The 24,269-nt window shown below is 70.9% G+C and carries 24 protein-coding genes; 15 read left to right on the top strand and 9 right to left on the bottom strand.

The window, feature by feature from the left end:
- Positions 1-33 precede the first annotated feature (33 nt).
- On the top strand, positions 34-477 hold the full coding sequence (locus BBA86_RS11375; protein WP_065571669.1) for a VanZ family protein: 444 nt from the start codon (positions 34-36) through the stop codon (positions 475-477).
- On the opposite strand, the gene BBA86_RS11370 is transcribed toward BBA86_RS11375, so the two are convergent.
- From BBA86_RS11370 to BBA86_RS11350, 5 genes are all read right to left on the bottom strand, one after another.
- Positions 431-1,459: a hypothetical protein gene (locus BBA86_RS11370; RefSeq protein WP_141677862.1), complete on the bottom strand. Its 1,029-nt coding sequence runs from the start codon at positions 1,457-1,459 to the stop codon at positions 431-433. The genes BBA86_RS11375 and BBA86_RS11370 overlap by 47 nt on opposite strands.
- Positions 1,456-2,715, bottom strand: coding sequence for an MFS transporter (locus tag BBA86_RS11365; RefSeq protein WP_083199555.1), 1,260 nt, complete (start codon positions 2,713-2,715; stop codon positions 1,456-1,458). The genes BBA86_RS11370 and BBA86_RS11365 overlap by 4 nt, the downstream gene beginning before the upstream one ends.
- A gap of 1 nt (position 2,716) precedes the next feature.
- Positions 2,717-3,376 carry a hypothetical protein gene (locus tag BBA86_RS11360; RefSeq protein WP_065571667.1) on the bottom strand — a complete coding sequence of 220 codons (660 nt, stop codon included), beginning with the start codon at positions 3,374-3,376 and terminating at the stop codon, positions 2,717-2,719.
- A gap of 154 nt (positions 3,377-3,530) precedes the next feature.
- Positions 3,531-4,379: a WecB/TagA/CpsF family glycosyltransferase gene (locus BBA86_RS11355; RefSeq protein ID WP_065571666.1), complete on the bottom strand. Its 849-nt coding sequence runs from the start codon at positions 4,377-4,379 to the stop codon at positions 3,531-3,533.
- Positions 4,379-5,818: a sugar transferase gene (locus BBA86_RS11350; RefSeq protein ID WP_065571665.1), complete on the bottom strand. Its 1,440-nt coding sequence runs from the start codon at positions 5,816-5,818 to the stop codon at positions 4,379-4,381. The genes BBA86_RS11355 and BBA86_RS11350 overlap by 1 nt, the downstream gene beginning before the upstream one ends.
- A 633-nt stretch (positions 5,819-6,451) precedes the next feature.
- Between BBA86_RS11350 and BBA86_RS11345 the strand changes: the two genes are divergently transcribed.
- Together BBA86_RS11345 and BBA86_RS11340 are read left to right on the top strand one after the other, a co-directional pair.
- The gene (locus BBA86_RS11345) at positions 6,452-7,150 is read left to right on the top strand and encodes an LPXTG cell wall anchor domain-containing protein (protein WP_065571664.1); all 699 of its coding nucleotides are present in this window, start codon (positions 6,452-6,454) and stop codon (positions 7,148-7,150) included.
- A complete protein-coding gene (locus BBA86_RS11340) occupies positions 7,147-8,895 on the top strand; it encodes a DUF4012 domain-containing protein (protein WP_065571663.1) in 1,749 nt (582 codons plus the stop codon). Before BBA86_RS11345 ends, BBA86_RS11340 begins: the two co-directional genes overlap by 4 nt.
- Before the next feature lie 250 nt (positions 8,896-9,145).
- On the opposite strand, the gene BBA86_RS11335 is transcribed toward BBA86_RS11340, so the two are convergent.
- Positions 9,146-11,599 (bottom strand): helix-turn-helix transcriptional regulator, encoded by a 2,454-nt coding sequence (locus tag BBA86_RS11335; RefSeq protein ID WP_065571662.1) that lies wholly within the window; start codon positions 11,597-11,599, stop codon positions 9,146-9,148.
- A gap of 310 nt (positions 11,600-11,909) precedes the next feature.
- Here BBA86_RS11335 and BBA86_RS11330 point away from each other — a divergent pair, with 310 nt between their 5' ends.
- Both BBA86_RS11330 and BBA86_RS11325 read left to right on the top strand, forming a co-directional pair.
- Positions 11,910-12,212 (top strand): DUF1540 domain-containing protein, encoded by a 303-nt coding sequence (locus BBA86_RS11330; protein ID WP_065571661.1) that lies wholly within the window; start codon positions 11,910-11,912, stop codon positions 12,210-12,212.
- A 122-nt stretch (positions 12,213-12,334) separates the two neighbouring features.
- Positions 12,335-13,156, top strand: coding sequence for a methyltransferase family protein (locus BBA86_RS11325; RefSeq protein WP_223247122.1), 822 nt, complete (start codon positions 12,335-12,337; stop codon positions 13,154-13,156).
- On the opposite strand, the gene BBA86_RS11320 is transcribed toward BBA86_RS11325, so the two are convergent.
- Positions 13,117-13,923 (bottom strand): hypothetical protein, encoded by an 807-nt coding sequence (locus BBA86_RS11320; RefSeq protein WP_065571660.1) that lies wholly within the window; start codon positions 13,921-13,923, stop codon positions 13,117-13,119. The genes BBA86_RS11325 and BBA86_RS11320 overlap by 40 nt on opposite strands.
- Entirely contained in the window at positions 13,923-14,294 is a 372-nt protein-coding gene (locus BBA86_RS11315; protein ID WP_065571659.1) for a hypothetical protein, read from the bottom strand. Before BBA86_RS11315 ends, BBA86_RS11320 begins: the two co-directional genes overlap by 1 nt.
- Positions 14,295-14,385: 91 nt before the next feature.
- Between BBA86_RS11315 and BBA86_RS11310 the strand changes: the two genes are divergently transcribed.
- The 4 genes from BBA86_RS11310 (at position 14,386) to BBA86_RS11295 (ending at position 17,732) form a co-directional block, all read left to right on the top strand.
- Entirely contained in the window at positions 14,386-14,925 is a 540-nt protein-coding gene (locus tag BBA86_RS11310) for a YaeQ family protein (RefSeq protein WP_065571658.1), read from the top strand.
- Positions 14,926-14,998: 73 nt separating this feature from the next.
- A complete protein-coding gene (locus tag BBA86_RS11305) occupies positions 14,999-15,493 on the top strand; it encodes a transporter substrate-binding domain-containing protein (protein ID WP_065571657.1) in 495 nt (164 codons plus the stop codon).
- Positions 15,490-16,470 carry a cation diffusion facilitator family transporter gene (locus BBA86_RS11300; protein WP_065571656.1) on the top strand — a complete coding sequence of 327 codons (981 nt, stop codon included), beginning with the start codon at positions 15,490-15,492 and terminating at the stop codon, positions 16,468-16,470. The genes BBA86_RS11305 and BBA86_RS11300 overlap by 4 nt, the downstream gene beginning before the upstream one ends.
- A gap of 155 nt (positions 16,471-16,625) precedes the next feature.
- A complete protein-coding gene (locus tag BBA86_RS11295; protein ID WP_065572276.1) occupies positions 16,626-17,732 on the top strand; it encodes a fatty acid desaturase family protein in 1,107 nt (368 codons plus the stop codon).
- An 18-nt stretch (positions 17,733-17,750) separates the two neighbouring features.
- On the opposite strand, the gene BBA86_RS11290 is transcribed toward BBA86_RS11295, so the two are convergent.
- Positions 17,751-18,326, bottom strand: a complete 576-nt coding sequence (locus BBA86_RS11290; RefSeq protein WP_065571655.1) for a nitroreductase family protein — start codon at positions 18,324-18,326, stop codon at positions 17,751-17,753.
- 58 nt (positions 18,327-18,384) lie between these two features.
- Here BBA86_RS11290 and BBA86_RS11285 point away from each other — a divergent pair, with 58 nt between their 5' ends.
- The 6 genes from BBA86_RS11285 to BBA86_RS11260 all read left to right on the top strand — a co-directional run bounded on the left by BBA86_RS11285 (position 18,385) and on the right by BBA86_RS11260 (position 24,259).
- Complete coding sequence (locus BBA86_RS11285) at positions 18,385-18,780, top strand: polyketide cyclase (RefSeq protein WP_065571654.1); 396 nt, start codon at positions 18,385-18,387, stop codon at positions 18,778-18,780.
- An 89-nt stretch (positions 18,781-18,869) separates the two neighbouring features.
- On the top strand, positions 18,870-20,432 hold the full coding sequence (locus BBA86_RS11280; protein WP_065571653.1) for a carboxyl transferase domain-containing protein: 1,563 nt from the start codon (positions 18,870-18,872) through the stop codon (positions 20,430-20,432).
- Positions 20,433-20,437: 5 nt separating this feature from the next.
- Positions 20,438-22,411, top strand: a complete 1,974-nt coding sequence (locus BBA86_RS11275) for an acetyl-CoA carboxylase biotin carboxylase subunit (RefSeq protein WP_411267692.1) — start codon at positions 20,438-20,440, stop codon at positions 22,409-22,411.
- Positions 22,408-22,899: a MaoC family dehydratase gene (locus tag BBA86_RS11270; protein ID WP_065571651.1), complete on the top strand. Its 492-nt coding sequence runs from the start codon at positions 22,408-22,410 to the stop codon at positions 22,897-22,899. Before BBA86_RS11275 ends, BBA86_RS11270 begins: the two co-directional genes overlap by 4 nt.
- Positions 22,896-23,687 carry an HpcH/HpaI aldolase/citrate lyase family protein gene (locus BBA86_RS11265; RefSeq protein ID WP_065571650.1) on the top strand — a complete coding sequence of 264 codons (792 nt, stop codon included), beginning with the start codon at positions 22,896-22,898 and terminating at the stop codon, positions 23,685-23,687. The genes BBA86_RS11270 and BBA86_RS11265 overlap by 4 nt, the downstream gene beginning before the upstream one ends.
- Positions 23,684-24,259, top strand: coding sequence for a TetR/AcrR family transcriptional regulator (locus BBA86_RS11260; RefSeq protein WP_065571649.1), 576 nt, complete (start codon positions 23,684-23,686; stop codon positions 24,257-24,259). The genes BBA86_RS11265 and BBA86_RS11260 overlap by 4 nt, the downstream gene beginning before the upstream one ends.
- The last annotated feature ends 10 nt before the right edge of the window (positions 24,260-24,269 follow it).

The raw sequence follows: 24,269 nt of genomic DNA, 5'->3' as shown, positions 1-24,269 counted from the left end.
ACGAGGACGGATGCCGCGTGCCAGAGTGTTCGCATGTCGGCTCCGGGAACCCGTCGTACCGCTGCGCTCATCGGGCTCGCGGCGTATGCGCTGCTGGCCGTCGTCGTGCTCGTGTCACCGCTGTCGCCGGGCGCGATCGTCGAGGCGGTTGATCGCGTCGTGCGGGGCGCCCTCGGTGCCGTCGGGTTCGGGAGCGGAGGGTTCGGGACCGGGTGGATCGAGTTCGCGTTGAACATCGTGCTGTTCCTGCCCGTCGGTGCGCTGCTGACGCTGTGGCTGGGGCGCCCGTGGCGGGCCCTCGCGATCGCGGTCGTCGTCTCGGCGTCGGCCGAGCTCGTGCAGGTGCTGCTTCCGGCGCGGATGCCGAGCCTCCGCGACGTCCTCGCGAACGCCGCCGGCGCCGGCGCGGGTGTGCTCATCGTCTGGCTGCTCATTCGTCCCTCCCGACGACGGCGGGGGACCACGCGTGCTCGATGAGGATCCGCGGGTCGGACGAGCCGTCGACCTCGAGAGCCCAGACGTCGCTGTCGCCGCGGGTCTGGGCCCGCGGCATCCCGTACAGGATCGTGTCGTCGTCCAGCCACTCGATCTGATCGTCGATCCCGCGCTCCTCGGGGAGGACGCGGACGGCGCCGGTCGCGACGTCGTAGATCGCCGGGGTCCAGTGCGGGCCGGCGGGGTCGTCGCCCGTCACCCGCTTGAAAGCGATGGATCTTCCGTCGGGTGAGACGGAGGGGCATTCCACGTTCTCGGCGAGCATCGTCATCGAGCGCGCGTCGATGTCCCCCCGGACGAGCCAGGTCGTCCCCGTGAGGGTCATCCCGACTGTCGCGTAGAACGTGCGGTCGTCGACGAACGTGACGCCCCAGAAGTTGCGATCCGCGGCGGCGACAGCGGCGCCGTCCCGGGTCAGCGACCATTCCTCGAGGTTCCCGAGGGACGTGCCGTCCACGCGCGAGATCACCGTCGCCGTCGAGAACCCGACCGCGGCGTAGGAGTGGCCCGACACGAACGAGGTCTCGGCGACGAGCTCGCCCGAAGGGGAGAACCGGGTACGGCTGGGGATGCCGGGCAGCGGCCATTCGGCGGCCGTCTCCCCGGCGGCATCCGACACCGTCGCGGTGTACGACGGGACGACGCCTCGGACGATCCTCAGGCACGACAGTCGCGCGACGGTCGCGTCGAGCCGGTCGCACACGTCGCTGCTCGTGAGGCGAGCGCCGTCCGGGGCGTCGATGGGGACGCTCGCGACGTGACCGTAGGCGCGTCCCGACTCCGTGGTGCGGAAGACGATGCGATCGCCGCCGGCCCACGTGCCGAGCCCCGCGGTGTCGGCGGTGCCGAGGTTCGAGTCCGCCTCACGCCGGTCCGCCCACGCCGTGACGCCGAACGCGATCGTCGCGGCGAGTACCGCCGCACTCGCCCCCGCCACGAGGACCATGCGCGCGCGCCCGCTCACGACGCTGCCTTCCGGATGACGGGGCGCAACGCGATCGCCGCACCCACGACCGCCCCGGCGAGGACCAGTGCGGCGATGACGAGTGCGGTCTCGCGCCCGACCGCGAACCAGAGCACGCCGAACAGGGCGGCGGAGCCGAACCGCGACACCGCGACGACGGTCTGAGCGGCAGCGATGCCGGTGGCCCGGGTCTCGGGTGTCGTCAGATCGGCGGCGAGAGCGGCGAGAACTCCGTCGGTCGCGGCGTAGAAGGCGCCGAGGAAGGCGAGGCACAGAAGCGTCGCGACCAGGTCGTCGATGGCCAGCGCGGCGACGACGTACGCCGCGAGCAGCCCGACGTGTCCTGCGACGAAGACGCGGGCGCGCCCGACACGGTCGGCGAGGCGGCCGAGCGGGACGGCCAGAGCGAGGAAGGCGACGTTGGTCCCCACATAGAGAAGCGGGAACCACTGCGCGGCGAAGTCGTTGCGCCCCTGCAGCGCGAGGTAGACGAACCCGTCGCCGATCGTGACGATGCCCAGGATGCCTGCCGCCGCGAGCACACGACGGAAGGGTCCGCGTCGAAGCGTCGTCCATGCGTCGCGGCGGTCGCGGCGACGCGCCGCGCGCTCGGGAGCCTCGGGCCGGGTGCGGACGTTGGGGACGAGGATGCCGAGGATGAGGAGCCCGATCACGGCGCAGGAGAGCGAGACGGCGAACACGACGTCGTACCCGTCCGGAATGAGCCAGAGGATGACGAAAGCCAGAAGGGGACCGATCGCCGCGCCGATGTTGTCGAGCATGCGGTGCACCCCGAAGGCTGCGCCGCGGTTCTGCGGGTCGGAGGACGCGGCGATGAGCGCGTCGCGGGGGGCGGTCCGGATCCCCTTGCCGATCCTGTCGGCTGTGAGGACGACCGAGAGCGCGGCGAAACTTGACGCGAACAGCAGCCCGACACGGGCCGCGGCGGCGACCGCGTACCCGCTGAAAGCCACCCACTTGGGTCTGCCGAGCCGGTCGGACGTGTAACCGCCGGCGATGCGGACGAGCGCGCTGACCCCCTGATACAGCCCATCGAGGAGTCCGAAGGCGATCGTCGACAGCCCCAGCATCCCCGTCACATACAGGGGGAGGACGGCCGAGACCGACTCCGAGGAGATGTCGGTGAGGAGGGAGACCAGGCCGAGGGTGACGACGGTCGACGACACGGTGCGGATGCCGCGCGGTGCTCGCGTCTCCGCTGCGTCGGGCGGTGAGTTCGTCAGTGAGATGTACACGTCAGGCCGCCTGGATGACCGCGAAGACGGAGTAGATCGTGCCGGTTCCGGTCTCGTCGGCCGTCAGGGTGAGCGCGATCCCGGAGCCCCGATAGGTGACGGCGTCGCCGTCCGCGGGTACCGGTGTCAGGGTCAGCGCCGCCCACCGTGCGTCGATCTCACGGCGCACGTCCGCGGCGGATGCCGCCGACCGTGCCGTGAGGGTGACCTGCATCACGTCGCCGTCGACGACGATCGCGCTCTCGATGACGGTGTCGCCGCGGAACGGCCCTGCGATGTCGTCGGGGTAGCCGTCGACGAGCGCGCCGTCAGCGGCGCCGGACTTCGGGAAGGGGCCGGCGAACACCGGCGCGACCGGTCGCAGGGTCGGAACACCCGCCGTTCGGCGGTCTTCGCGTGTTCCCGGGTCCTGCACCTCGCTGCCGTCGATCGCCGGCGCGTCGACTCGCGCGCCGGCGTCGATCGGCGGGCCGTCGACGGCACGGGTCGGCGATGGGCCGGCCGCGTCGGCGTCAGGTGCCGCCGCCGCGGTGCGGGTGCTCCCGCCACCGCCGTGACCGGGCGGCATCCCGTCGGTCATCGCATCGACCGCTACCGCGGACGCCGCAGCGATCACGGCAACCGCGACGGCACCCACGACCAGTCCGCGCCATGCGGTCACTGCTGACTTCTTCGTATCCCGTGTCATTCCGCTACCCCCTCTGAGCGGTTGTGAATTCACCGGGGTCGATGCTCAGGGAGCACCGGTCCCGATCCACCAGGCGGGCACGGACGGACGGGGGGACATCCGGCCGTGCCCGCGTGCGGGCGACGGTTCACGCATCCTGTCGACCCGAGGATCGGCGTACGGCCAGGTAGGCCGGGGGTCCTTCGACGAGGTACCGCTTCGCCAATCGCTTCGGCTCGAGCATGAGCCGCCACATCCATTCGAGTCCCGAATCGCTCACCCAGCGGGGTGCTCGTGAGACCCGACCCGCCAGGAAGTCGACGACCGCGCCGAAGGCGAGGAGGACGCGCGCGCCCGTCGCCTCCCCGTACGTGTCGATCCACTGCTCCTGGCGAGGCTTTCCCAAGCAGACGATGACCACGTCCGCATCAGCTCTTCTTATCTGCATCGCGATCTCGGCGGAGGACTCCGCCGAGGAGAGCTCGGTCCGACCGGGCGTCCAATGCCCGATCAACCGCACTCCCGGCCATTCCGCCTCGACCCGGCGGTGCAGGGATTCCCGCACCTCGTCCGCGCCGCCGAGGACAGCGACCCGCCAGCGCTCGGTGTGCGCGCGGTTCAGGATGTCCTCGATGAGGTCGCTGCCGGCGAGTCGAGGCCAGTGGCCGCCCGTGAGCCGCTCGGCCTGACGGGCGATCGGGGCTCCGTCGATGAGGTTCAGATGGCGAACCGTCGTCGGTCCGTGCTCGAGCGATGCCGAGTGATGGACGTGGTCGAGGTTGACCGAGACCACCGCGAGAGGAGAGCCGCTGTGACGGTGGACGGCGTCCGCGATGACATCGCACGCGCCGGGTGTGTCGGTGAGGTGGACGTCGGTCCCGGCGATGTGGATCGTCGGCGGCCCGAGCGGGGAGGGCCGCGGAACGACCTTCCCGGCGGAGAGCTCGGAGCGGACACCTCGGACGCGCACCGGCGTCGTCATCACACGCATGGCCATCAGTAGGCTCCCTTCGCACGGAGCACCACTGCTGCGGTGCGGATCATGATGGCCAGGTCGCGGGTGACCGACCAGTTCTCGACGTAGTGGAGGTCGAGGCGGACGCTCTCGTCCCAGGAGAGGTCGCTGCGACCACCGATCTGCCACGGTCCGGTGATGCCGGGTCGCAGGTACAGCCGCCGGAAGACGGGGGTGTCGTACATCCGGACTTCCCGCGGAAGCGGGGGCCGGGGCCCGACGATGCTCATCTCGCCGCGGAGGACGTTCCAGAACTGCGGCAGCTCGTCGATGGAGTACTTCCGCAGGAACCGTCCGACTCGGGTCACCCGGGGATCGGCGCGCACCTTGAACAGGGCACCCGCGCCTTCGTCCAGACCGGCGAGGTCCGTCACCTGACTGTCCGCCCCGACGATCATCGTGCGGAACTTGAGCATCGTGAACTCCCGCCCGTCGCAGCCCACGCGCTGCTGGCGGAACATCGCGGGACCGGCCGAGTCGAGCCGGATGGCGAGGGCGATGAGCGGCGCGACGATCGAGATCGGGATGAGGGCGGCTATCGAGCAGACGATGTCGAGAAGGCGCTTGATGCGATGCGACGCTCCGTCGTAGGTCGGAATCCGCACCCCGACCAGTGCCAGGCCCGCCGTCGTGCGGACGGACATTCGGCCTTCGGCCACGTCGGTGAGCGTCGTGGCGAGCACGAGGCTCGCTGCTGTGCCCTCGAGCTCCCAGCTCAACCGGCGGACGAGGTCCGAGTCGTGAGCGGTGCCGGCGACCACGACGACGTCGGCACGGGCGCTTCGTGCGAGCCCGGCTGCTGCCGTGGCGGTCACGGCGCTTCCGGACTCCGCGTGTTCGACGGCCGCCCCCACGACGGTGTATCCCAGGCGGGAGCTCTCCAGAACCGGCGTCAGCGCGTCGACGACGCGACTCGCGCCGACGACGACGGCTCGGATCTTGGCATCGGGCCGCCGCGACGTGATCCACCGGCGTCGCCAGACGCGAACGGTCAGGACCGCGGCGGCGGAGATCGGCAGGACTCCGAGCAGCACGGAGCGGAACGAGGCGGAAGGTGCGAACACGTCCAGGCAGGCGAGGACGGCGAACGTCAGGGCCCCGGCGGCGAGAACCCGCCGATACTCGCGGAGCGCGGCGATCCCGTGCTCTCGCGATCGGACAGCGCCGAGCAGGATGGCGTGGATGCCGACCGTCACCGCGCTGAGCGCGACCACGTCCGGGCCCGCCGGCGTTCCCGCGACGGTTGCGGCAGCGAGGGCTGACCCTGCCGCGAGAGTGAGCGCTGCCCCGTCGGAGACCGCCGTCCACAGGCGGCTCCGACGGCGCTGGCGCAGTCGGCGGAGAACCTCGGCCGTCGGCCGGGGTTTCGTCGCCAGGGTGAGGTGCGTGGCCGTCGGCGCAGGCATCGCTGCCGACGTCATGACCGCGCTCCGTCTGCACCGGAGCAGCGATCCGCTGCTCCGGTGGCGCCGCCGTAGCGGCGCGCGCTCGTGTTCCGTTCAGTCCCCATGAACGTTCCGTCCCCAAAACATCGACGCAGGTCCCAGAACCTGCGCCCCCCAAGTGCGGATCCGATCCGCGTTGCCCAAACATCCGGCGCCGGATTGCACCGCCGCCTTCCCGACGCATCGACCCCTCGATGTGTCGGGCCCCTGACCGCTCAGCGGCCGTTCACGCACCGATTCCTTCGGTGCGTGTGTGGGCTCTTCGCGCGGGTTCGCTCGGGTGAACGAGCCGCACGAAGAGCCCAGTCAGACATGAGTGCGGCCCCCAAAGACGCCCCCACTTTTTCTGCTGTCTCCGTGTGCCGGTTCAGCTCCCCAAAGCTTCGCGGCGGCGACAACGGGAACGCTACCGGCCATCTCCAGGTCCACCAATAGGGGGACAAACCTAATCTCACGTCCCCCAAATGGGGGACACGTTGCGGGGTGGGTTAGGGGATTCGCAGGGAGAACATGGGAGTGAGATCGACGCGTTTCCGGGTACCGTTTCGCACAACATCGAGCGCGCGATCGCCTGAACGCGCCGACTCGACGGCCATTGGGGAGGCTGACATGTGGGGGAGTATCTGGCGCGCCGCGATCGTGGTGGCAGTCGTCGCCGGAGGGGCGGCGCCGGCAGCGGCGGACGAGGGGTCGTACGTCCCGAAGACACCGCGGGAGCCTGGGCTCGACGGCTCGACGGTGCAGTCGCTGTGTGTGGACGAAGCTCCGACGATCGGCTATTCGATCGTCCGGGTCGGCGACACGGATGCGGCTGAGGCCGGTCGTGTCGACGACGGTTCGGCTTTCGTCTTCCGCGGCGCGGCCACGCGCGGTGCGCGAGCCGAGCTCGTGCTGTCCGGCGAGGGGCGGCGTCTGACCGTCCCGCTCGCGACCGCGGCCGATGGGACCGGTCAGGGGACCGTCCTCTGGCCCGGGGTGGTGACGGATGACGGGGGCACGGTCATCGCGCTTCCGGGGTGGGAGCGAGCCGGCGAGGACTGGCGTCCTCGCGACGACGATGCCGCCTGGACGACGGGCGACATCACGGCTCGTCTCGAGGTCGGGGAGCTGAGCATCGACGTCCCGCTCGCGTACCCCGGCTACTCGGAGGAGTGCGCGACCCCCGTCGGGGTCGCTTCGAACGGCGTGACCGGCGGCTTGGCCATGACCGGAGGGCAGCTGCCGGTGGCCGCAGCCCTCGGCGGCACGGCTGCTGTTCTCGTGGGCGCCCTCCTCGTGGCGCGGCGTCGGCGGCGGGTCGAGTCGTGAGGTCTCGCCGTCGACTGATCCTGGTCGCCGGCAGCCTGTTCCTCCTCGGCAGCGTGGCTGCCGCCGTGCACGTCGGGCGGTCCGCAGTCGACCTGCAGCAGGCGCTGGAGACCGCGCGCACGGACGCCCGCGCAGCCGTCGATGCGATTGCCGGTGGCGACATCCAGGGCGCCCGGGATGCAACCGATCGGCTCGTCCGCGTGATCGCCCCGGCCGTTCCCGACGACCCGGTGTGGTCCGCGGCGGAGGGCCTTCCTGGAGTCGGGGCCAACCTGTCCGCCGTGCGACGGGCCGCGACGGCGATGCAGCGGGTGGGCGAGGACGTCGCGCCGCCGCTGCTCGACACAGCTCGCCGGATGCGGGACGCCGATGCGCCGGCAGCGGTTGGCATCCTGCGGGACGGCGCGTCCGCGCTCGACAGCGCTGCCGCCGTTCGCCGCGAGGTCTCCGACGACATCGGATCCATCGACCGGTCGGCGCTCCTGCCGTCGCTCGCCGATGGCATCGACGAGGTCGCCGAGGCCATCGATCGCCTGGAGCCCGCGACGGACGGTGCGGCCCAGGCGGCGGCCGTGCTTCCCGGTCTCCTGGGGGCGGATGGCGAACGCCGCATCCTGGTCATGGTTCAGAATCCCGCTGAGCTCCGCACCGGGGGAGGGATCACGGGTACGTTCCTCGAGCTGCGCGCCCGCGACGGTCGCCTGACCCTCGGTGCGCAGCGGGACTCATCCGACTTCGCTCCGGTCGCGACGCCCCTCGTGCCCGTGGCGGACGGCGAGGTCCATGCCCTCGGGGACGGCATCGGGCGCTTCGTGCAGAACGCTTCGATGACGGCCGACTTCACCGTGACCGCGCGCCTCGCTTCTGCCTGGTGGCAGCGGAGTGGGATGCCGGCTCCCGACGCCGTCGTCTCCGTCGACCCGGTCGTGCTCGCCGCTGTGCTCGGCGTCACGGGGCCGGTCCAGACCCGGGGCGGCGAACTCGATCAGCGGAACGTCGTGGACCGCCTGCTCGTCGAGCCCTATCGCACCCTCGGGCAGGACGCGCAGAGCAGATGGTTCGCGGATGCCGCTGTCGCGGTGTTCTCCGCCGTCACGGAACGAGCGCGACCCGTCTCACTGGTCACGGCCGTGTCGGGAGTCGTCGCCGAGGGACGCGTGTCGGTGTGGAGCCGGCACCCCGACGAACAGTCGATCCTGACTCGGACTCCGCTCGCCGGTCCGCTCGCGCGGCAGGATGCCGCGGGCCCCACCGCGTTCGCGGCCTACTTCAACGACGCCACGGGGGGAAAGCTGACCCCCTACCTGTCCGTCGGGCTGGGGGTCAGGAGCGGTGTCTGTCGAGCCGACGGCCTCCGCGAGGTCGCAATCGAGGTCGACCTTGCGAGCACGCTCACCCCGCAGGAGGGTGAAACGCTGCCGATCAGCGTCACCGGCGGGGGGATCTTCGGTGCGACGAAGGGCTTCATCGCACCGACGGTGACCGTCGTCGCGCCGCCGGGCTGGTACCTGGGTGGTCTGACGCTCGACGGGCGGGCCGTTCCGTCGGCCGACGCCCTCGTGGGGGAACGCGCCTCGATCACCCGCCGAGTCGACATCCCGCCCGGCGACGGACGCGACCTGGTCTTCCGATTCGTCGCGGGCCCGGAGGTGCCGTCGGAGGCATCCGTCCCGACCCTTCTGCACACGCCGCTGCTCGGACCCGTCGACGTGCGGTCCGGCGCGGTGTCGTGTCCGAAGGCGTGAACACCGGACGTTCGGGGTTCGCGAAGATCGGGCGCTGTCTCTGTTGTCGGAGAAGGCTTTCCATTAGCATGAGAGCGCCATCCCCTACAGGCCTCCGGGCTGCTCCCCAAGCGGTTTCGACGCGCACTGTCCCCAAACTTTGCGTCTCTTCGGCGGCCGGGTTGGCTACGCGGACCCTCTCCCGCCGCAGTCCCCACTGATCAGGCCTGAGAGGGTCCGCCTCTTCCTCGGCCATCTCGAGCGCCGGGTGTCACCGGGCGTCGTTCTCCGGCGAGCCTTCGTCGTTCACCCCCACGATCGCCTGCAGCTTCGCGATCAGATCCGTCCGCGATGTCGCTCCCAATCGGCGACGGATCCGGGCGATGTGGTGCTCCGCCGTCCGTGGCGAGATGAAGATCGTCTCGCCGATCTCGGCGTAGGTCATCCCGCTGAGGACCAGGCCGGCGACCTCCCGTTCCCGAGCGCTCAGAAGGCCGTTCTCGTTGCTCGGCGACGCTCCGTTCGCGGCAGTCGCAGACGCGGCGTGCGGGTGCAGCTGCCGGGCGTATCCGGACAGCCGCGAGGCGGCGCGTCGATCGCGGGCCCGATCCGAGAGGTCGACCGCGAGGCGTGCGCCGTCCCATGCGTACCCGAGCGACGCGAGACGTGACGCCACGCGTTCGATCCTGTCGAGGTCGCCTTCGTCCACACGCGGACGCGCCCACTCTGCGACGGCGGCGGACATCGCATCGGCTATGCGCGAGTCGCGTGCGGCGGCCCCCAAGGCGCGGCTGGCGTGCGTCAAGCCGTGCGCGTCGCCGGAGATCAACGACTTCTGGTATTTCGTCCAGAGGAGAGGGATGCGCCAGTGCGGGGGGTCGCCCAGTCGGTGGAGGATGCTCCGCAGGGTTTCGAGGACGGGCGCGACCCGGTCGGCCTCTCCGAAGAGGGCGGATGTCTCGATGAACTCCCGGAGGGGGTGGAGCAGATAGAGGTCGGGCTCGATGTGGCGGACGTCGTCGCGGACTCGTTCCCAGATGGAGTGGAGTTCGTCGAAAGACCCGTAGCGTCGAACGTGAGCGAGCATGACCGCGTCGCGGATGAGCACATCCCGGCCGCTCAAGGGGATCACCGACGCATCGACGTCGGCGAGACGCGCGAACGCCTCGGTGGGATTCTGTCGGTGCACCGCGATCCAGGCTGCCCAGAGCAGGAGGCGCGGTCGACCCCACGGGCCGCCGTGCTCGTCCATGAGCGCGTCGCTGACGAGGTTGGCAGCGGTGTCCAATTCGCCGATGTTGACGGCCGCGATGGCTGCGATGACGGCAGGGAGTTCGGGCACGGGGCCGGTCTCGCCGGAATCGCCGTAGGTCTCGCTCGCCCGCACGAGATCGTCGAAGGCGCCGCTCGGCGGGGAGGCGAGCGACGCCGCGAGTCCTCGCAGCATCGTCGCGTGTGCGACGCGCACCGTTGTGGGAAGGCCGCTCGTCTCGATGTCATCCGTGCGCACGGCGACGCGGAGCGGGTCGGCGTCGCCGGTCCCCAGTGCGACGACAGCCCCTTGAGCGCGCGTGATCACGTCTTCGGTGGCGTGTGCGCGATACGCTGCGGAACTCGCGCGCAGGAATCCGCGCGCGCTCCACGCCGACCCGAGGATCCGAACCGCCTCGTCGCGCTCGCTGCCCTCGGCGGAGGTCCCGACCCCGTCGATGAGGGCCGCGGCTTCATCGATGTCGCCTCGGGACCAGGCCAGGCGTGCTTTGCGGATCGTGATCGCGGTGCGATCGGCGCCGGCCGAGAGCGCCGCGTCGTACAGCGCGATCGCGCGATCGGGGTCGTACGCTGCCGCTTCGTCTGCGTGCGCACGGAGCGCGAGGGCGAGTCGTTCGTCGTGGCGTTTCCCGAGAGCTGCGAGGAGGTCGACGTCGAGCGATCCCCGCGGTGCCCGCGCGAGGAGATCGATCATCTCGCTGACGGGCGTCGTGCGCCGGACCGTGTTGCGGACGATCGGGATGGTGTGCCCCCCGCGGAGGAGGAGCCCTGCGGCGTGGGCGCGGGCAAGGGCGTCGGCCTCGATGCCCGCGTCCACGCCGTCCCCGTTCACGCTCGTCTGTCGGACGACGGTGGCCGTCTCGGGCTCGAGAGTGTCCAGGCGGACTGCGATGACCTCGCCGACGGCGAGAAGCTCGGCTTCGTGTCCCGGGTCGCGGCAATACCCTCCGCCGTGCGCCGTGAGGAGTTCCTTCGTCAGCCACGTCACCGACGCGGCGACCTCGACGATCGATTCGACGCAGCCGGGGGTGATGGAGCAGTCCGACCGTTCGAGGGCGCTCGTCACGTCCTGGGTGTCCACGTGCCCGAGGACGAGGAGCGGGCGGGAGCTCTCCAGGCGACGGATGAGGCGGGTCAGTCCATCGCTCCACGGCCACGGCCGGCAGGCCAGCACCAGACCCGCGTCGGGGTCGTCAAGATGGGCGTCGAGGCTGGAGACCTCGGTGTCCGACAGGAGGTGGGCGTCGTCGACCAGCAGCGTCTGCGCCGACGCATTCGTGCGCCGCTGGACCTCGGCGAGAAGGGGAGTCTTGTCGGAGCCGGCCGGGCCGACGATGACGAGCCGCAGGGGGCCCTCGTCGTTCCGGAGAGCCTCATCGACGTGGGCGAGGGCGAGCCGGGGCCACAGGCGCAGGCCGCGGGGCGCCTCGTCAGCGAGCGCGGGACGCGTCACCGGTTCCCCCTTTCCCGTCGACGCAGGCGTCGACACCGCCCCGGCCGGACGAAATTCGGGTTCGACCGGCTGTTCTCCCGCGACGGAATGGACGGAATATACCAGGGTGGCGCACCCGGGTGCTCCGGGGGTGTTGATAACAGAGTACGTGTGGTAGGCACCGGAGTGGCGCCCTGCGGCAGCCTCGTCGAGGGAAGGCTCACCTAACCTCGATGGTCCCGCTGACCTGGGAGAAATTCTCGAACTAAGGCTGTCCAATCCGAGGGGGTGCGGCGTTAGCCTCGTGCTACGACCACTGAAGGAGGCTCCCATGAGCATGACTCTCGATGACCTGCCCCGCGTGTCCGAGTGCAACGCCCTCGGCTGTTCGTACAACGACCACTCGCACTGCCACGCGGCTGCTGTCACCATCGGCGGCGCGCCCGGCGACGCCGAGTGCGCGACCTTCATCCCGCTCGGCACGAAGGGCGGCCTCGACAAGGTCGTCAGCCACGTCGGCGCGTGCCAGCGCTCGGAGTGCGTCTTCAACTCGTCGCTCGAATGCACGGCGGCCGCCGTGCGCGTCGGGCCCGGAGCGGAGTCGGCAGACTGCCTCACCTACCAGGCCGCCTGACTCCCGCCGTCGCGCGCGCCTACTTCGCCCTTCAGGCGGCGGCAGGAGCGCTGTGGTGGGTCGCCGTGTTCACGGTTCCTCCCGTTCGGGAGGCGACGCTCGCGACCATCGATCCCGTCGCCATGGCCGTGTGGGACGTGCCCCTGTTCGTCCTCGCGTCGGCGATCGCGGCGACGGGGCAGCGGACCGCCGTCATCGTCGCGACCGCCTGGACCGTCGCCGTCACGGTGTTCCTCGGTCTCTTCGCCGTCGTCACCATGACGGCCGGGTGGGGAGCGGTGCTCATGACGGCGGCAGCGGCGGCATCCGTCCTCGCCTGTCTCGTGATCCTGCACGGGTCGGTTCCGACGCACTGGCTCATGGTCGGTCCCTTCCGCATCCGACCGGCACCGGCCGGCGCGTCGGTGGGGCGCCATGTCGGCGCGACCGCCGGTCAGATCGTCGTGTTCTGGGGGCTCGCGCTCGGTCTCGTCCCCGCGCTGCTGGTCTGGGTCGAGACGAGATGGATGCTGCACGTGCCGCTCCCTGCCGGGGTGCGGATCACGGGGATCGTCCTGTTCGTCGCCGCCAGCACGGTCGGTCTGTGGTCCGGTGCGGTCATGTCCACACACGGCGACGGTACGCCCCTTCCGATCGCGACGGCGCGACGACTGGTGGTCGGCGGGCCATACCGCTTCGTCCGCAATCCGATGGCCGTCGCGGGGATCACCCAGGGCATCGCCGTCGGGCTGATGCTCTCGTCGTGGATCGTCGTGCTGTACGCGGTGTGCGGCTCAGTGGTGTGGAACGCAGCGATCCGCCCGCACGAGGAGCGCGACCTCGAGGCGCGATTCGGCGAGCAGTTCCGTCGCTACCGCATTCAGGTGCGGTGCTGGGTGCCGCGCCTGACGCCCGTGCCCATCGATCAGTCCGCCGCTTCGCCGGTCGGAGCGTCGGCCGAGTAGACCTCGACGACTCCGTCGCCGAGAACGAACTGCAGACGGGTGCCGTCCGGGAACCGTTCGCGGAGTCCGTCCGGGGCCGCCTCCGAGACGATGACGCTCGACGCCGGGGCGAACGGCTCGGCGGCGCAGCTGGTGTACCAGGCGCCGGACCAGCCGTCCTCGGGGGAGGCGCTCCAGGCCTCGTCCGGGAGGATCTGGATGCACCGCGCCTTGTCGCCGTACCCGGTGTCGTACTGTGCCACGATCGGCGTCATCCCGGCGAGGGCTGCGAAGATGCGGCCGTCCTCGGGTCGAGCGCTGAGCACCTCCGGCCAGGCCCGGTCGGAGTCGAGGGCGAGCGTCGCCACGTGAGTGACGGCCGCGTCGGAGGTGGTCGGAGCGCCCGCTCCGCTCATCCGCGCACTCGCGGCTGCGGTGATGCCCACGGCGACGGTCGCGACCATCGCCAGCGATCCGGCCCAGGCGATGCCCGCCAGGACCCGGCGCTTCCGCGAACTCGTGGCGGTGGGCGCAGCACTCGGCTGGGCGGCTCGAGCGGTGGCGGCGACGGCAGCGGGGACGGTCGGAGGCGGCAGGTGCACCGGCGGTGCGGGGCGCTCCGGAGGGGGGACACGGTCGACCATCGGGGGTCGGCGTCGGTCGTCCCGGGCGCGGGCCTCGAGCTCGCTCAGGCGCCGTCGCGCGACCGGGTCGTCGTCGAGGCCGCCGCCCGGGCCGTACGCTCTCGCCTGCAGTGCGCGCAGCTCGGACTGCAGGTCGTCGTCCATCAGAGACCGAGCGATCCGGGTTCGACCGTGCCGGCCACTGCTTCGACTTCGGCGAGGGATTTGGTCTGCAGGAATGTGCAGAGGATCGACACCATCGCGAGTTCGCCGGAAAGCTCGAGCGTGCGCCCGGGGTTCATCTTCAGGTCGATGTCGCGCGCTTCGAAGGTGATCCCCCAGTGGATCGAGCCCAGCGGCTCGGGCTGGATGTAGGTGAGGGTCATCGAGTCCAGCAGGTTCAGCGAGATGAGCCCGGTGTCGAGTCCGTCGGCGCCGTCCTGCGGGATGACCTTCACTCGCTCGCTGATCGAGTAGCCCAGCGCGGCGAACTCCTCGAGCCACTGCTCGAGCATCTCCTTGCTGTGGAAGGGCATGACGGGACTCCCTGACTGAGTGCGCCGGATGGGGGTGCGACCATTATGACCCGTGCGTCGGGGTGCGTCATCCCCCGCCTAGGCTCGGAGGATGGCCATCGGATCCACGATGCACACCTTCACCGTGCAGCTCGCCGACGTCGATCGCAGCGTCTACGAGGAACTCTCCCTGCGTCTCGCCCGGCACGCGTCCGAGACGGCGGCGAACGTCCTGCTGCGCGTGCTCGCGTATGCCCTCGAGTACGAGGAGGGCATCGCGTTCAGCGAGGGGATCTCGGCGACGGACGAGCCCGCCGTGCTCGTCCGCGACGCGACCGGGCGACTCACCGCGTGGATCGAGGTGGGTGCTCCGGACGCCGCACGCCTTCACGCCGGCAGCAAGGCGGCCGACCGGGTGGCCGTGTACACGCAGCGCGAGCCGAACCGGCTCGCCCAGGCGTGGGCGGGCAAGACGATCCACCGGGCGGCCGACATCCCCGTGTTCAGCTTCGATCGCGAGTTCGTCGAGGATGCGGCATCCGCTCTCGAGCGCCGCAACGCGGTCACGGTCTCCGTCACCGAGCGCCAGCTGTACCTCGACGTCAACGGGCGTTCGTCGTCCTCGCCGATCGCGGAGCAGCGGGTCGGCTGACGCGACCGGCGGGAACTGTCAACCCCGGTGGGGGAGGCTCGGTCCCGTTCGTAGGGTGCCGATGGAGGTTCCCATGGCACGTCGTGCGCGTGCGGCCGCGGCCGCATCCCTCATCGTCGGACTCGCCCTGGTCGTCGGACTCACCCTGGCCGGCTGCGGAGTGCGCCCGGCCGATGCCGACAGCACCCTCGAACGCATCGCGGAGGGCGGTGTCCTGCGCGTGGGCGTGACCGAGAACCCGCCCTGGACCGAGCTCGGTGATCAGCCGTCGGGCACGGAGGTGGCACTCATCAAGGAGTTCGCATCGCGGCACGGCGCCGAGCTCCGATGGCGGGAGGGGACCGAGGAGGTGCTCGTCGACGCCCTCCACGCGGGGGAGCTCGACATCGTCGTGGGCGGCCTCACCGACACGACGCCGTGGGTCGACGAGGCCGCTGTCACGGACGTGTACCGCGAAGTGACGAGCGCGTCCGGCGAGATCGAGAAGCACGTCATGCTCACTCGCGCCGGCGAGAACGGGTTCCTCATGGACCTCGAGGTCTTCCTCCGTGCGGAGGGCCCGCGATGACGCGGACCGCGTTGCGGCAGGGGCTCGACGAGGCCGGCCGGAAGGCGCTGCGCCGGGCCGTGCGCATGGAGTGGGCGACGATCGCCTTCCTCGCCGTCACGATTCCCGCCGTCGGCATCGTCACCGGCAGCTCGCAGGCGATGCGCGCCGCGTGGATCGAGGACATGCTCTCGCTCGCCCCGCCGATCGCCTTCCTCGTCGCTGTGCGCGTCATGTCCCGCGTGGCGAACCCGCGTTACCCCTACGGCTATTTCCGTTCGGTCGGCGTCGCCCACCTGGTGGCAGGGGTCGCGCTGCTCACCATGGGCGCGTTCCTGCTGATCGAGTCCGCGTCGACTCTCGTCCGGGGCGAGCGTCCCCCCATCGGTTCCGTCGAGGTCTTCGGTCAGTCGGTGTGGCTCGGCTGGTTCATGATGGCCGTCATGGCGGCGACCATTCCGCTGCCGATCTGGTTCGGGCGCGTGAAGATGCGCCTCGCGCGTCAGCTGCACAACAAGGTCCTGTACGCCGACGCCGACATGAACAAGGCCGACTGGATGACGGCCGTCGGCTCGATCGTCGGCGTGGGGGGCATCGGGGTGGGGCTCTGGTGGGCGGATGCCGCGGCCGCCATCTTCATCTCGGGCAGCATCCTGTGGGACGGGGTGAAGAACACGAAGGGGTCGATCACCGACCTCATGGACACCCGCGCCACGACGTTCGACGACGCGGAGCCGCATCCGGACATCGACAGGATCCACGATCATCTGTCGTCGCTCCGATGGGTCGATGAGGTCCGCACCCGCACCCGCGACCAGGGCCAGTTCTTCCATGTCGAGGCTTTCGTCAGGCCGCGCAAGGGTCGGATGCCGCGCCTCACGCAGCTCGAGAAGGCGCGAGCCGAATGCCGCGACCTGGACTGGAAGATGCACGACGTCGTCATCGTTCCGGTGGAGGAATTCCCCGAGACGGCGTCCGCGCGGTCGGGTGAGAGCTAGGCCCGAGCCTGGACGGGGCCTGGCAGTCCCGTGGGCATCGCCGATGCATGCCGTCACGGCGATGCGCCTCCCCGTAGCGTGGCCCTCACGTGATCGGCATCCGCTGGTCGCTCCTCTCCGCCGCAGCGGACCCCCGATCTCGAGCAGGTGCTTTCATCGCTTCAACCGCCACCGAGTCGCGTCTCGGTCCCGTCCGTCAGACTTACGCCGGAACAGCGCAGTTCCCCCCGATGGCGAAGGCGTTCACCGACGTCTCCCGCATCGTCCGCGAGACGGGGTTGCTGCATCGGACCCATGCCTTCTACGTCATGGTCGGCATCGCGCTGACGCTCGCTTTCGGCGGAGCGGTGACGGGATTCATCCTCCTCGGCGACAGCTGGTTCCAGCTGCTCATCGCCGGAGCCCTCGGCATCATCTTCACGCAGGTGGCCTTCCTCGCCCATGAGGCCGCGCACCGGCAGATCCTGAGCTCGGGCCCCGCCAACGATCGCCTCGCCCGCATCCTCGCGGCAGGTGTCGTCGGCATCAGCTACGCCTGGTGGACCGGCAAGCACACGCGGCACCACGCGAACCCGAACCGGGTCGGCAAGGACCCGGACATCGAGATCGACACGATCTCGTTCATCGAGACGGATGCCGCCTCTGCCCGGGGCCTGCGCCGCGCGATCACCAAGCGTCAGGGGTGGCTGTTCTTCCCGCTCCTCACCCTCGAGGGCCTCAACCTGCACTTCCTCGGGCTGAAGTTCCTCTTCACCGAGAAGGACGTGAAGGCTCGCTGGCTCGAGATCGGCATGATCGCCCTGCGCCTCGCTGTCGTCCTCGTCCCCGTGTTCCTGCTCCTGCCCCTCGGGATGGCTTTCGCGTTCGTCGGCGTGCAGCTCGCCGTCTTCGGTGTGTACATGGGCGCGTCGTTCGCCCCGAACCACAAGGGGATGCCGGTCATCGCCCCCGATGCGAAGCTCGACTTCTTCAGCAAGCAGGTCCGCACCTCGCGCAACATCCGCGGCGGCTGGTGGGCCACCTGGCTCATGGGCGGGCTGAACTACCAGGTGGAGCACCACCTGTTCCCGAACATGCCCCGCCCGCACCTGTCGAAGGCGCGCGAGATCGTCCGCGAGCATTGCGCGACCCTCGGCGTTCCGTACACCGAGACGAGCCTCGGCCGGTCGTACGCGATCGTGATCGACTATCTGAACCGCGTCGGCCTGGCCGCCCGCGACCCGTTCGACTGCCCCATGACGGCGGAGTTCCGCCGGGGCTGACGTCTCGAGGGCTGGGGTTCAGCCGGGCAGAGCGCCGAGGAAGGGTTCGGGATCGAGCGTCTTCCTCGGCGCTTCGTCGATCCGGGCGCGGAGCTCGGCGTCGACACTGCCGACGTAGAGCCAGCCCATGAGCAGTTCGTGGTCGGCGAGCCCGTGCAGCGCGCGGACCTCGGGCGAATTCACGGCGAGGCCCGTTCGCCACATGACACCCCACCCGGCGCGCCAGAGCGCGAGTTCGAGGAGATGCGCGGCACCCGCGGCGGTCGCATGCTGCTCCCAGACCGGGACGGCAGGATGCGCCTTCGGGCTCGCGACGACGGCGATCAGCAGATCGGCGCGGAAGGGCTTCATGTTGGCCTGGCCCGGCTCGCGCTCGACGTTCGCAGCGGCGTCGAGGGCCCGTCCGAGACGTGCTCGGTCATCTCCGCGAAGCGTCAGCAGACGCCAGGGTCGGAGGGCCTTGTGGTCGGCCACCGGTGTCACCGCCGCGAGCAGCTCCCGCAACTCGTCGTCGCTCGGCGCGCCCGGTCCGACCTTCGCGAGCGACCGTCGCGTCGCCATCGCCTGCAGGACCGGATCGTCGAACGTCGCCATCCCTCCATCCTCGCTCCTCCGGAGGCGGGTGTCGCCGAGGCGGAGTAGCGTCCGGTGCATGACATGGCCCGTCCTGCACCTGACCCGCACGATCGAGTCCCCGCCACGCGAGGTGATCGCCTTCGCGGGCGACCCCGCGAACCTGCCGCGCTGGGCGGCGGGGCTGAGCAGCGGCATCCGGAACGAGGGCGGTCACTGGCTCGCGGACTCGCCCCTGGGGGACATCGAGGTCGCCTTCGTCGGGCCGGTCGAGGCAGGCGTCCTCGATCACGAAGTGACGCTTCCCGACGGCACGGTCGTGCACAATCCGCTGCGCGTCCTGCGGAACGACGCTGGGAGCGAGGTCGTCTTCACGCTCTTCCGCCGCCGGGGGGTCACGGACGCGGAGTTCGCCGACGATGCCGCGGCGATCGAGGCGGACCTCGAGATGCTCCGAACGATCCTGGATCGCTGACCGGCCTTCCCGTGCCCGGGTCGCGGTGTTATCGTTCGTCTGAGTTATCAATCGATAACTGAAGCACTCTCCCGGAGGTGCGGTCGACGATGACAGCCCCCACGACATATCCCGACCTGATCGCCGAACTCGAGCGCCGTCGCGCCGACGCTGCGCGCGGCGGCCCCGCGCGAGCGCGCGAGCGGCACACCGCGCGCGGCAAGCTCCTCGCACGCGATCGCATCGACACTCTGCTCGACGTCGGGAGTCCCTTCCTCGAGGTCGGCGCGCTCGCGGGGCTCGATCTGTACGAGGACGACTGTCCCTCGGGCGGGGTCGTCGCCGGCGTAGGGGTCGTCCACGGCCGGCACGTGATGGTCGTCGCTAACGACGCCACCGTGAAGGGCGGCACGTACTACCCGATCACGGTCAAGAAGCACCTGCGCGCGCAGGAGATCGCCGCCGAGAATCGACTGCCGTGCGTGTATCTCGTCGACTCCGGCGGGGCGTTCCTGCCGATGCAGGACGAGGTGTTCCCCGACCGCGACCACTTCGGGCGCATCTTCTACAACCAGGCTCGGATGTCGCGCGACGGCATCCCGCAGATCGCCGCCGTGCTCGGCTCGTCGACGGCGGGGGGCGCGTACGTGCCGGCGATGAGCGACGAGACGGTCATCGTCCGGAACCAGGGCACGATCTTCCTCGGCGGACCGCCGCTCGTGAAGGCCGCGACCGGAGAAATCGTCTCGGCCGAGGACCTCGGCGGAGGCGACCTGCACACGAAGGTCTCGGGCGTCACCGACCACCTCGCCGAGAGCGACGAGCACGCGCTGCAGATCGTCCGCGACATCGTCGCGACGTTCCCCGCGCCGGCTCCCCTCACCGAGGAGCCGGAGCCCGTGGTCGCGCCCGTCGCCGATCCGGCGACCCTCGTCGACGTCGTTCCGGTCGAGTTGACGACGCCGTACGACGCCCGCGAGATCGTCGACCGCCTCGTCGACGGCGGTTCGTGGCACGAATTCAAGCGCGAGTACGGCGACACGCTCGTGACCGGCTTCGCCCGCCTGCACGGACACCGGGTCGGCGTTGTGGCGAACAACGGCGTGCTGTTCGGCGAGTCCGCTCTCAAGGGTGCCCACTTCATCGAGCTGTGCGATCAGCGCGGCATCCCGCTCGTGTTCCTCCAGAACATCACCGGCTTCATGGTCGGCCGCGAGTACGAATCGGCCGGCATCGCCAAGCACGGCGCGAAGATGGTGAACGCCGTCGCGTGCGCTTCCGTCCCGAAGCTCACTGTCGTCGTCGGCGGTTCGTTCGGCGCCGGCACCTACTCGATGTGCGGCCGGGCCTACTCGCCGCGGTTCCTGTGGCTCTGGCCCGGTGCGCGGGTGTCGGTCATGGGCGGCCCGCAGGCGGCATCCGTCCTCTCGACCGTCCGCCGCGAGCAGATCGAAGCGCGCGGCGAGGAGTGGTCCGCCGACGCCGAGGCGGCCTTCCAGGCGCCGATCCGGGCGCAGTACGAGGAGCAGGGGAGCCCGTACTACTCGACGGCGCGCCTGTGGGACGACGGCATCCTGGCCCCGGCCGAGACCCGCGACGCGCTCGGTCTCGCCCTCGACGTCTGCCTCCGAGCCCCCTTCGACGCGCCGGGCTACGGCGTCTTCCGGATGTGATGCGCATGTTCTCGACAGTCCTGTTCTCTGCTGTTCTGGTCGCCAACCGCGGCGAGATCGCCTGCCGCGTCATCCGCACGCTGCGGGAGCTCGGCATCCGCTCGGTCGCCGTCTACAGCGACGCGGATGCCGGTGCCCGCCACGTCGCGCTCGCCGACGAGTCCGTGCGGCTCGGTCCCGCGCCCGCCGCGCAGAGCTACCTCGACATCGACGCGGTGATCGCCGCAGCCCGAGCCACGGGGGCGGAGGCGATCCACCCCGGGTACGGATTCCTCTCCGAGAACACCGCGTTCGCCGCGGCGTGCGAGCAGGCGGGGATCGTCTTCATCGGGCCGAGCGCCGACGCCATCCGCACGATGGGCGACAAGATCGCCGCGAAGCACGCCGTCGAGGCGCGCGGCGTCCCGACCGTGCCGGGTGTCGCGCGCGCCGGCATGACCGACGACGAGCTGATCGCGGCGGCCCCCGAGGTGGGCTATCCGCTGCTCATCAAGCCGTCCGCGGGCGGTGGCGGCAAGGGCATGCACGTCGTGACGGATGCCGCGGCCCTTCCCGCCGCGCTCGCCGCCGCGCGCCGCGAGGCGGGGTCGAGCTTCGGCGACGACACCCTGTTCCTCGAGCGGTACGTCGACACCCCGCGGCACATCGAGGTGCAGGTGCTGGCCGACGCGCACGGGAACGTCGTGCACCTCGGCGAGCGCGAGTGCTCGTTGCAGCGCCGGCACCAGAAGGTGATCGAAGAGGCGCCGTCGCCGCTCCTCGACGCGGCGACCCGCGCGCGCATCGGGCAGGCGGCGTGCGAAACGGCGCGGAGCGTCGACTACCGGGGCGCGGGGACCGTGGAGTTCATCGTCGCTGCCGACCGCCCCGACGAGTTCTTCTTCATGGAGATGAACACGCGTCTGCAGGTCGAGCATCCCGTCACGGAACAGGTCACCGGCATCGACCTCGTCGCCGCGCAGCTGGGGATCGCGGCGGGCGAGCCGCTCGGATTCGGGCAGGACGACGTGGTGCTCACCGGTCACAGCATCGAGGCGCGCGTCTACGCCGAAGACCCGGCCGCCGGCTTCCTGCCGACCGGAGGGCACGTCGTTCGCGTGCAGCACCCGGCGGGTCCCGGCATCCGGGTCGACAGCGCCCTCGCGGACGGACTCGACGTGTCCGTGGACTACGACCCGATGCTCGCCAAGATCATCGCCACCGGCGCGACGCGGGACGAGGCGCGACGCCGACTCGTCGCGGCCCTCGGCGAGACGGCGGTGCTCGGCTTCGAGACCAACGTGCCGTTCCTGCGGGCGCTGCTCGAGCTGCCCGCGGTCGCGGCAGGCGATCTCGACACGGGGCTCATCGCGCGGGAACTCGACGCGCTCGTCGCCACGAACGAGCAGGTTCCCTTCGTGGAGGCCGCGCTGCTGATGGATGCCGCGGTCCCGCGCGCGGGCGATCCCTGGCGGCGCGCCGACGGGTGGCGCATGGGGTCTCCTGCGGCGCGCCGATACCGGCTGGTGTCCCGCGGGCAGGAGCGGACCGTGGAGCTGGTCGGCGATCGGGTGATCGTCGATGGGGCGGAGGTCCCGGCATCCGTCCGTTCCGCCGGCGACCGGTTCATCGTGCGGATCGGGGAGCGGAGCGTCTCGGTCGTCGCGGCTGTCGACGGCGACGTCGTCCGGCTCGCGGCGGACGGGCGTGCGCACGAGGTGCGGCGGGTGCGGCTCGACCACCGTCGCGACGCGGATGCGTCGGCGGTTCCGGAGCTCGTGTCCCCGATGCCCGGTGTCGTCGTGATGACCTCGGTGGCCGACGGGGCCGAGGTTGCCGTCGGTGACGCCGTGGTGGTCGTCGAAGCGATGAAGATGGAACATGTGGTGAGGGCGGAGGTCGCCGGCACCGTGACGCTGCGCGTCGCGACCGGCGACAGTGTGGGCCGCGGGCAGACGCTCGCCGTCGTGAGCCCGAACCGCGAGGAGGAGGACGGATGAGCGAGGAGACCCCGCGGCGCATCGTGCAGCGAGGACTGTACTTCGACGAGCTCGAGGAGGGCGCGGTCTACGTCCACAGCCCCGGCCGCACCGTGACCGAGGCGGACAACGTGCTGTTCACGACCCTCACGATGAACACGCAGTCGCTGCACCTGGATGCCGCGTGGTCGGAGCAGACCGAGTTCGGCGACCGGCTGGTCAACAGCATGTTCACCCTGTCGACCCTCGTCGGCCTCTCGGTCGCGCAGCTCACGCAGGGGACCATCGTCGCCAACCTCGGCTTTTCCGAGGTGTCGTTCCCGGCACCCGTCCGTCACGGCGACACGCTCTATGCCGAGACCGTCGTCGCCGCGAAGCGGGAATCACGCTCGCGGCCCGGCCAGGGCGTCGTCGAGTTCGTGCACACGATGCGCAACCAGCACGACCAGGTCGTCGCGACCGCGCGCCGCTCGACCCTGATGCGGATGTCGCCGGAGACGCCCGCATGAGCCTCGGTCCCGCGCTCCTGTTCTGCCCCGCCGACCGGCCCGAGCGATACGCGAAGGCTCTCGCCGCGGCCGATGCCGTGATCCTCGACCTCGAGGACGCCGTCGCGCCGGAGGGCAAAGCCGGCGCGCGCGAGGCGCTCGTGGCGGCGGACGTCGACGCCTCACGCGTGATCGTGCGGGTGAACCCGGCGGCCACTCCCGAGCTCGACCGCGACCTCGCGGCGCTCCGGGGGACGCCGTTCCTCCGGCTGATGCTCGCGAAGGCCGAGGAGGCGGCCGAGGTCGACGCGCTCGACGGGTACCGGGTCATCGCGCTGTGCGAGACGCCGCGCGGGGTCGAGAACGCGGGCGAACTGGCGCGGCATCCGCTCGTCGACGGACTCATGTGGGGTGCCGAAGATCTCGTCGCCGGGATCGGCGGGCGGTCCAGCCGCACGGGCGACGGCCGGTATCGCGACGTGGCACGCTACGCCCGCTCGCGCGTGCTGATCGCGGGGTCGGCCGCGGGGATCGACGCGATCGACGCGGTCCACCTCGATATCGCCGACACCCTGGGGCTCTTCGCCGAAGCGACGGATGCCGCGGCCTCGGGGTTCGCGGCGACCGCCTGCATCCATCCGTCCCAGGTCGAGGTCATCCGGCGTGCCTACGCGGCGACGCCCGACGAGCTCGAGTGGGCCGAGGCGGTGCTCGACGAGGCGACGCGGCAGCCCGGGGTGTTCCGGTTCCGCGGCCGGATGATCGACGAGCCGGTGCTGCGGCAGGCACGGCGGGCCCTGTCGCGATGACCACCTGGCGGGCGACGCAGAAGGCGAACCGCCGGGCCGAGCTCATGACCGCGGCGGCACGCCTCTTCGCGGAGCGCGGCTTCGCGGCCGTGTCGACCGCCGACCTCGGCGACGCCGTCGGGATGAGCGGTCCGGCCCTCTACCGACACTTCGCGAGCAAAGAGGCACTGCTGTGCGACCTGCTGGTCGATGCGAGCGACCGGCTGCTCGAGGGCGGGCGTGCGCTGACGGCCTCGGAAGGTGAGGCGCGCGAGGTCTTCGACGCGCTGATCGCGTTCCACCTCGACTTCGCGACGAGCGACGCCGACGTCATCCGGGTGCAGGACCGCGAGCTCGCCAACCTTCCCGCCGAGGTGAATCAGCAGGTGCGCCGTCTGCAGCGCGAGTACGTGCAGGAGTGGGATCGACCCTTCGCCGCGCTCCGGCCGGACCTCGACGACGCCCAGCGCGAGACCCGGCTGCTCGCCGCGTTCGGGCTGCTGAACTCGACCCCGCACTCGGCCGCGCCCAGCGGGGAGCGGGCCGGCGGCATCCTGGCCGGCATGGCCCGTCGCGCGCTGCTGGGCGACTGACGCGGGCCGC

The organism is Microbacterium oleivorans, from assembly GCF_001691565.1.
Taxonomy (GTDB): Bacteria; Actinomycetota; Actinomycetes; order Actinomycetales; family Microbacteriaceae; genus Microbacterium; species Microbacterium oleivorans_B.
The sequence above is the reverse complement of the archived record's forward strand: the minus strand, read 5'-3'. Positions and strand labels throughout refer to the sequence as shown.

Coding starts and splice junctions, on each gene's coding strand:
- BBA86_RS11375 (WP_065571669.1), top strand. CDS start 34: ATGTCGGCTCCGGGAACCCGTCGTACCGCTGCGCTCATCGGGCTCGCG.
- BBA86_RS11355 (WP_065571666.1), bottom strand. CDS start 4,379: ATGGCCATGCGTGTGATGACGACGCCGGTGCGCGTCCGAGGTGTCCGC.
- BBA86_RS11350 (WP_065571665.1), bottom strand. CDS start 5,818: ATGACGTCGGCAGCGATGCCTGCGCCGACGGCCACGCACCTCACCCTG.
- BBA86_RS11345 (WP_065571664.1), top strand. CDS start 6,452: ATGTGGGGGAGTATCTGGCGCGCCGCGATCGTGGTGGCAGTCGTCGCC.
- BBA86_RS11330 (WP_065571661.1), top strand. CDS start 11,910: ATGAGCATGACTCTCGATGACCTGCCCCGCGTGTCCGAGTGCAACGCC.
- BBA86_RS11325 (WP_223247122.1), top strand. CDS start 12,335: ATGGCCGTGTGGGACGTGCCCCTGTTCGTCCTCGCGTCGGCGATCGCG.
- BBA86_RS11320 (WP_065571660.1), bottom strand. CDS start 13,923: ATGGACGACGACCTGCAGTCCGAGCTGCGCGCACTGCAGGCGAGAGCG.
- BBA86_RS11315 (WP_065571659.1), bottom strand. CDS start 14,294: ATGCCCTTCCACAGCAAGGAGATGCTCGAGCAGTGGCTCGAGGAGTTC.
- BBA86_RS11310 (WP_065571658.1), top strand. CDS start 14,386: ATGGCCATCGGATCCACGATGCACACCTTCACCGTGCAGCTCGCCGAC.
- BBA86_RS11305 (WP_065571657.1), top strand. CDS start 14,999: ATGGCACGTCGTGCGCGTGCGGCCGCGGCCGCATCCCTCATCGTCGGA.
- BBA86_RS11300 (WP_065571656.1), top strand. CDS start 15,490: ATGACGCGGACCGCGTTGCGGCAGGGGCTCGACGAGGCCGGCCGGAAG.
- BBA86_RS11290 (WP_065571655.1), bottom strand. CDS start 18,326: ATGGCGACGTTCGACGATCCGGTCCTGCAGGCGATGGCGACGCGACGG.
- BBA86_RS11285 (WP_065571654.1), top strand. CDS start 18,385: ATGACATGGCCCGTCCTGCACCTGACCCGCACGATCGAGTCCCCGCCA.
- BBA86_RS11280 (WP_065571653.1), top strand. CDS start 18,870: ATGACAGCCCCCACGACATATCCCGACCTGATCGCCGAACTCGAGCGC.
- BBA86_RS11275 (WP_411267692.1), top strand. CDS start 20,438: ATGTTCTCGACAGTCCTGTTCTCTGCTGTTCTGGTCGCCAACCGCGGC.
- BBA86_RS11270 (WP_065571651.1), top strand. CDS start 22,408: ATGAGCGAGGAGACCCCGCGGCGCATCGTGCAGCGAGGACTGTACTTC.
- BBA86_RS11265 (WP_065571650.1), top strand. CDS start 22,896: ATGAGCCTCGGTCCCGCGCTCCTGTTCTGCCCCGCCGACCGGCCCGAG.
- BBA86_RS11260 (WP_065571649.1), top strand. CDS start 23,684: ATGACCACCTGGCGGGCGACGCAGAAGGCGAACCGCCGGGCCGAGCTC.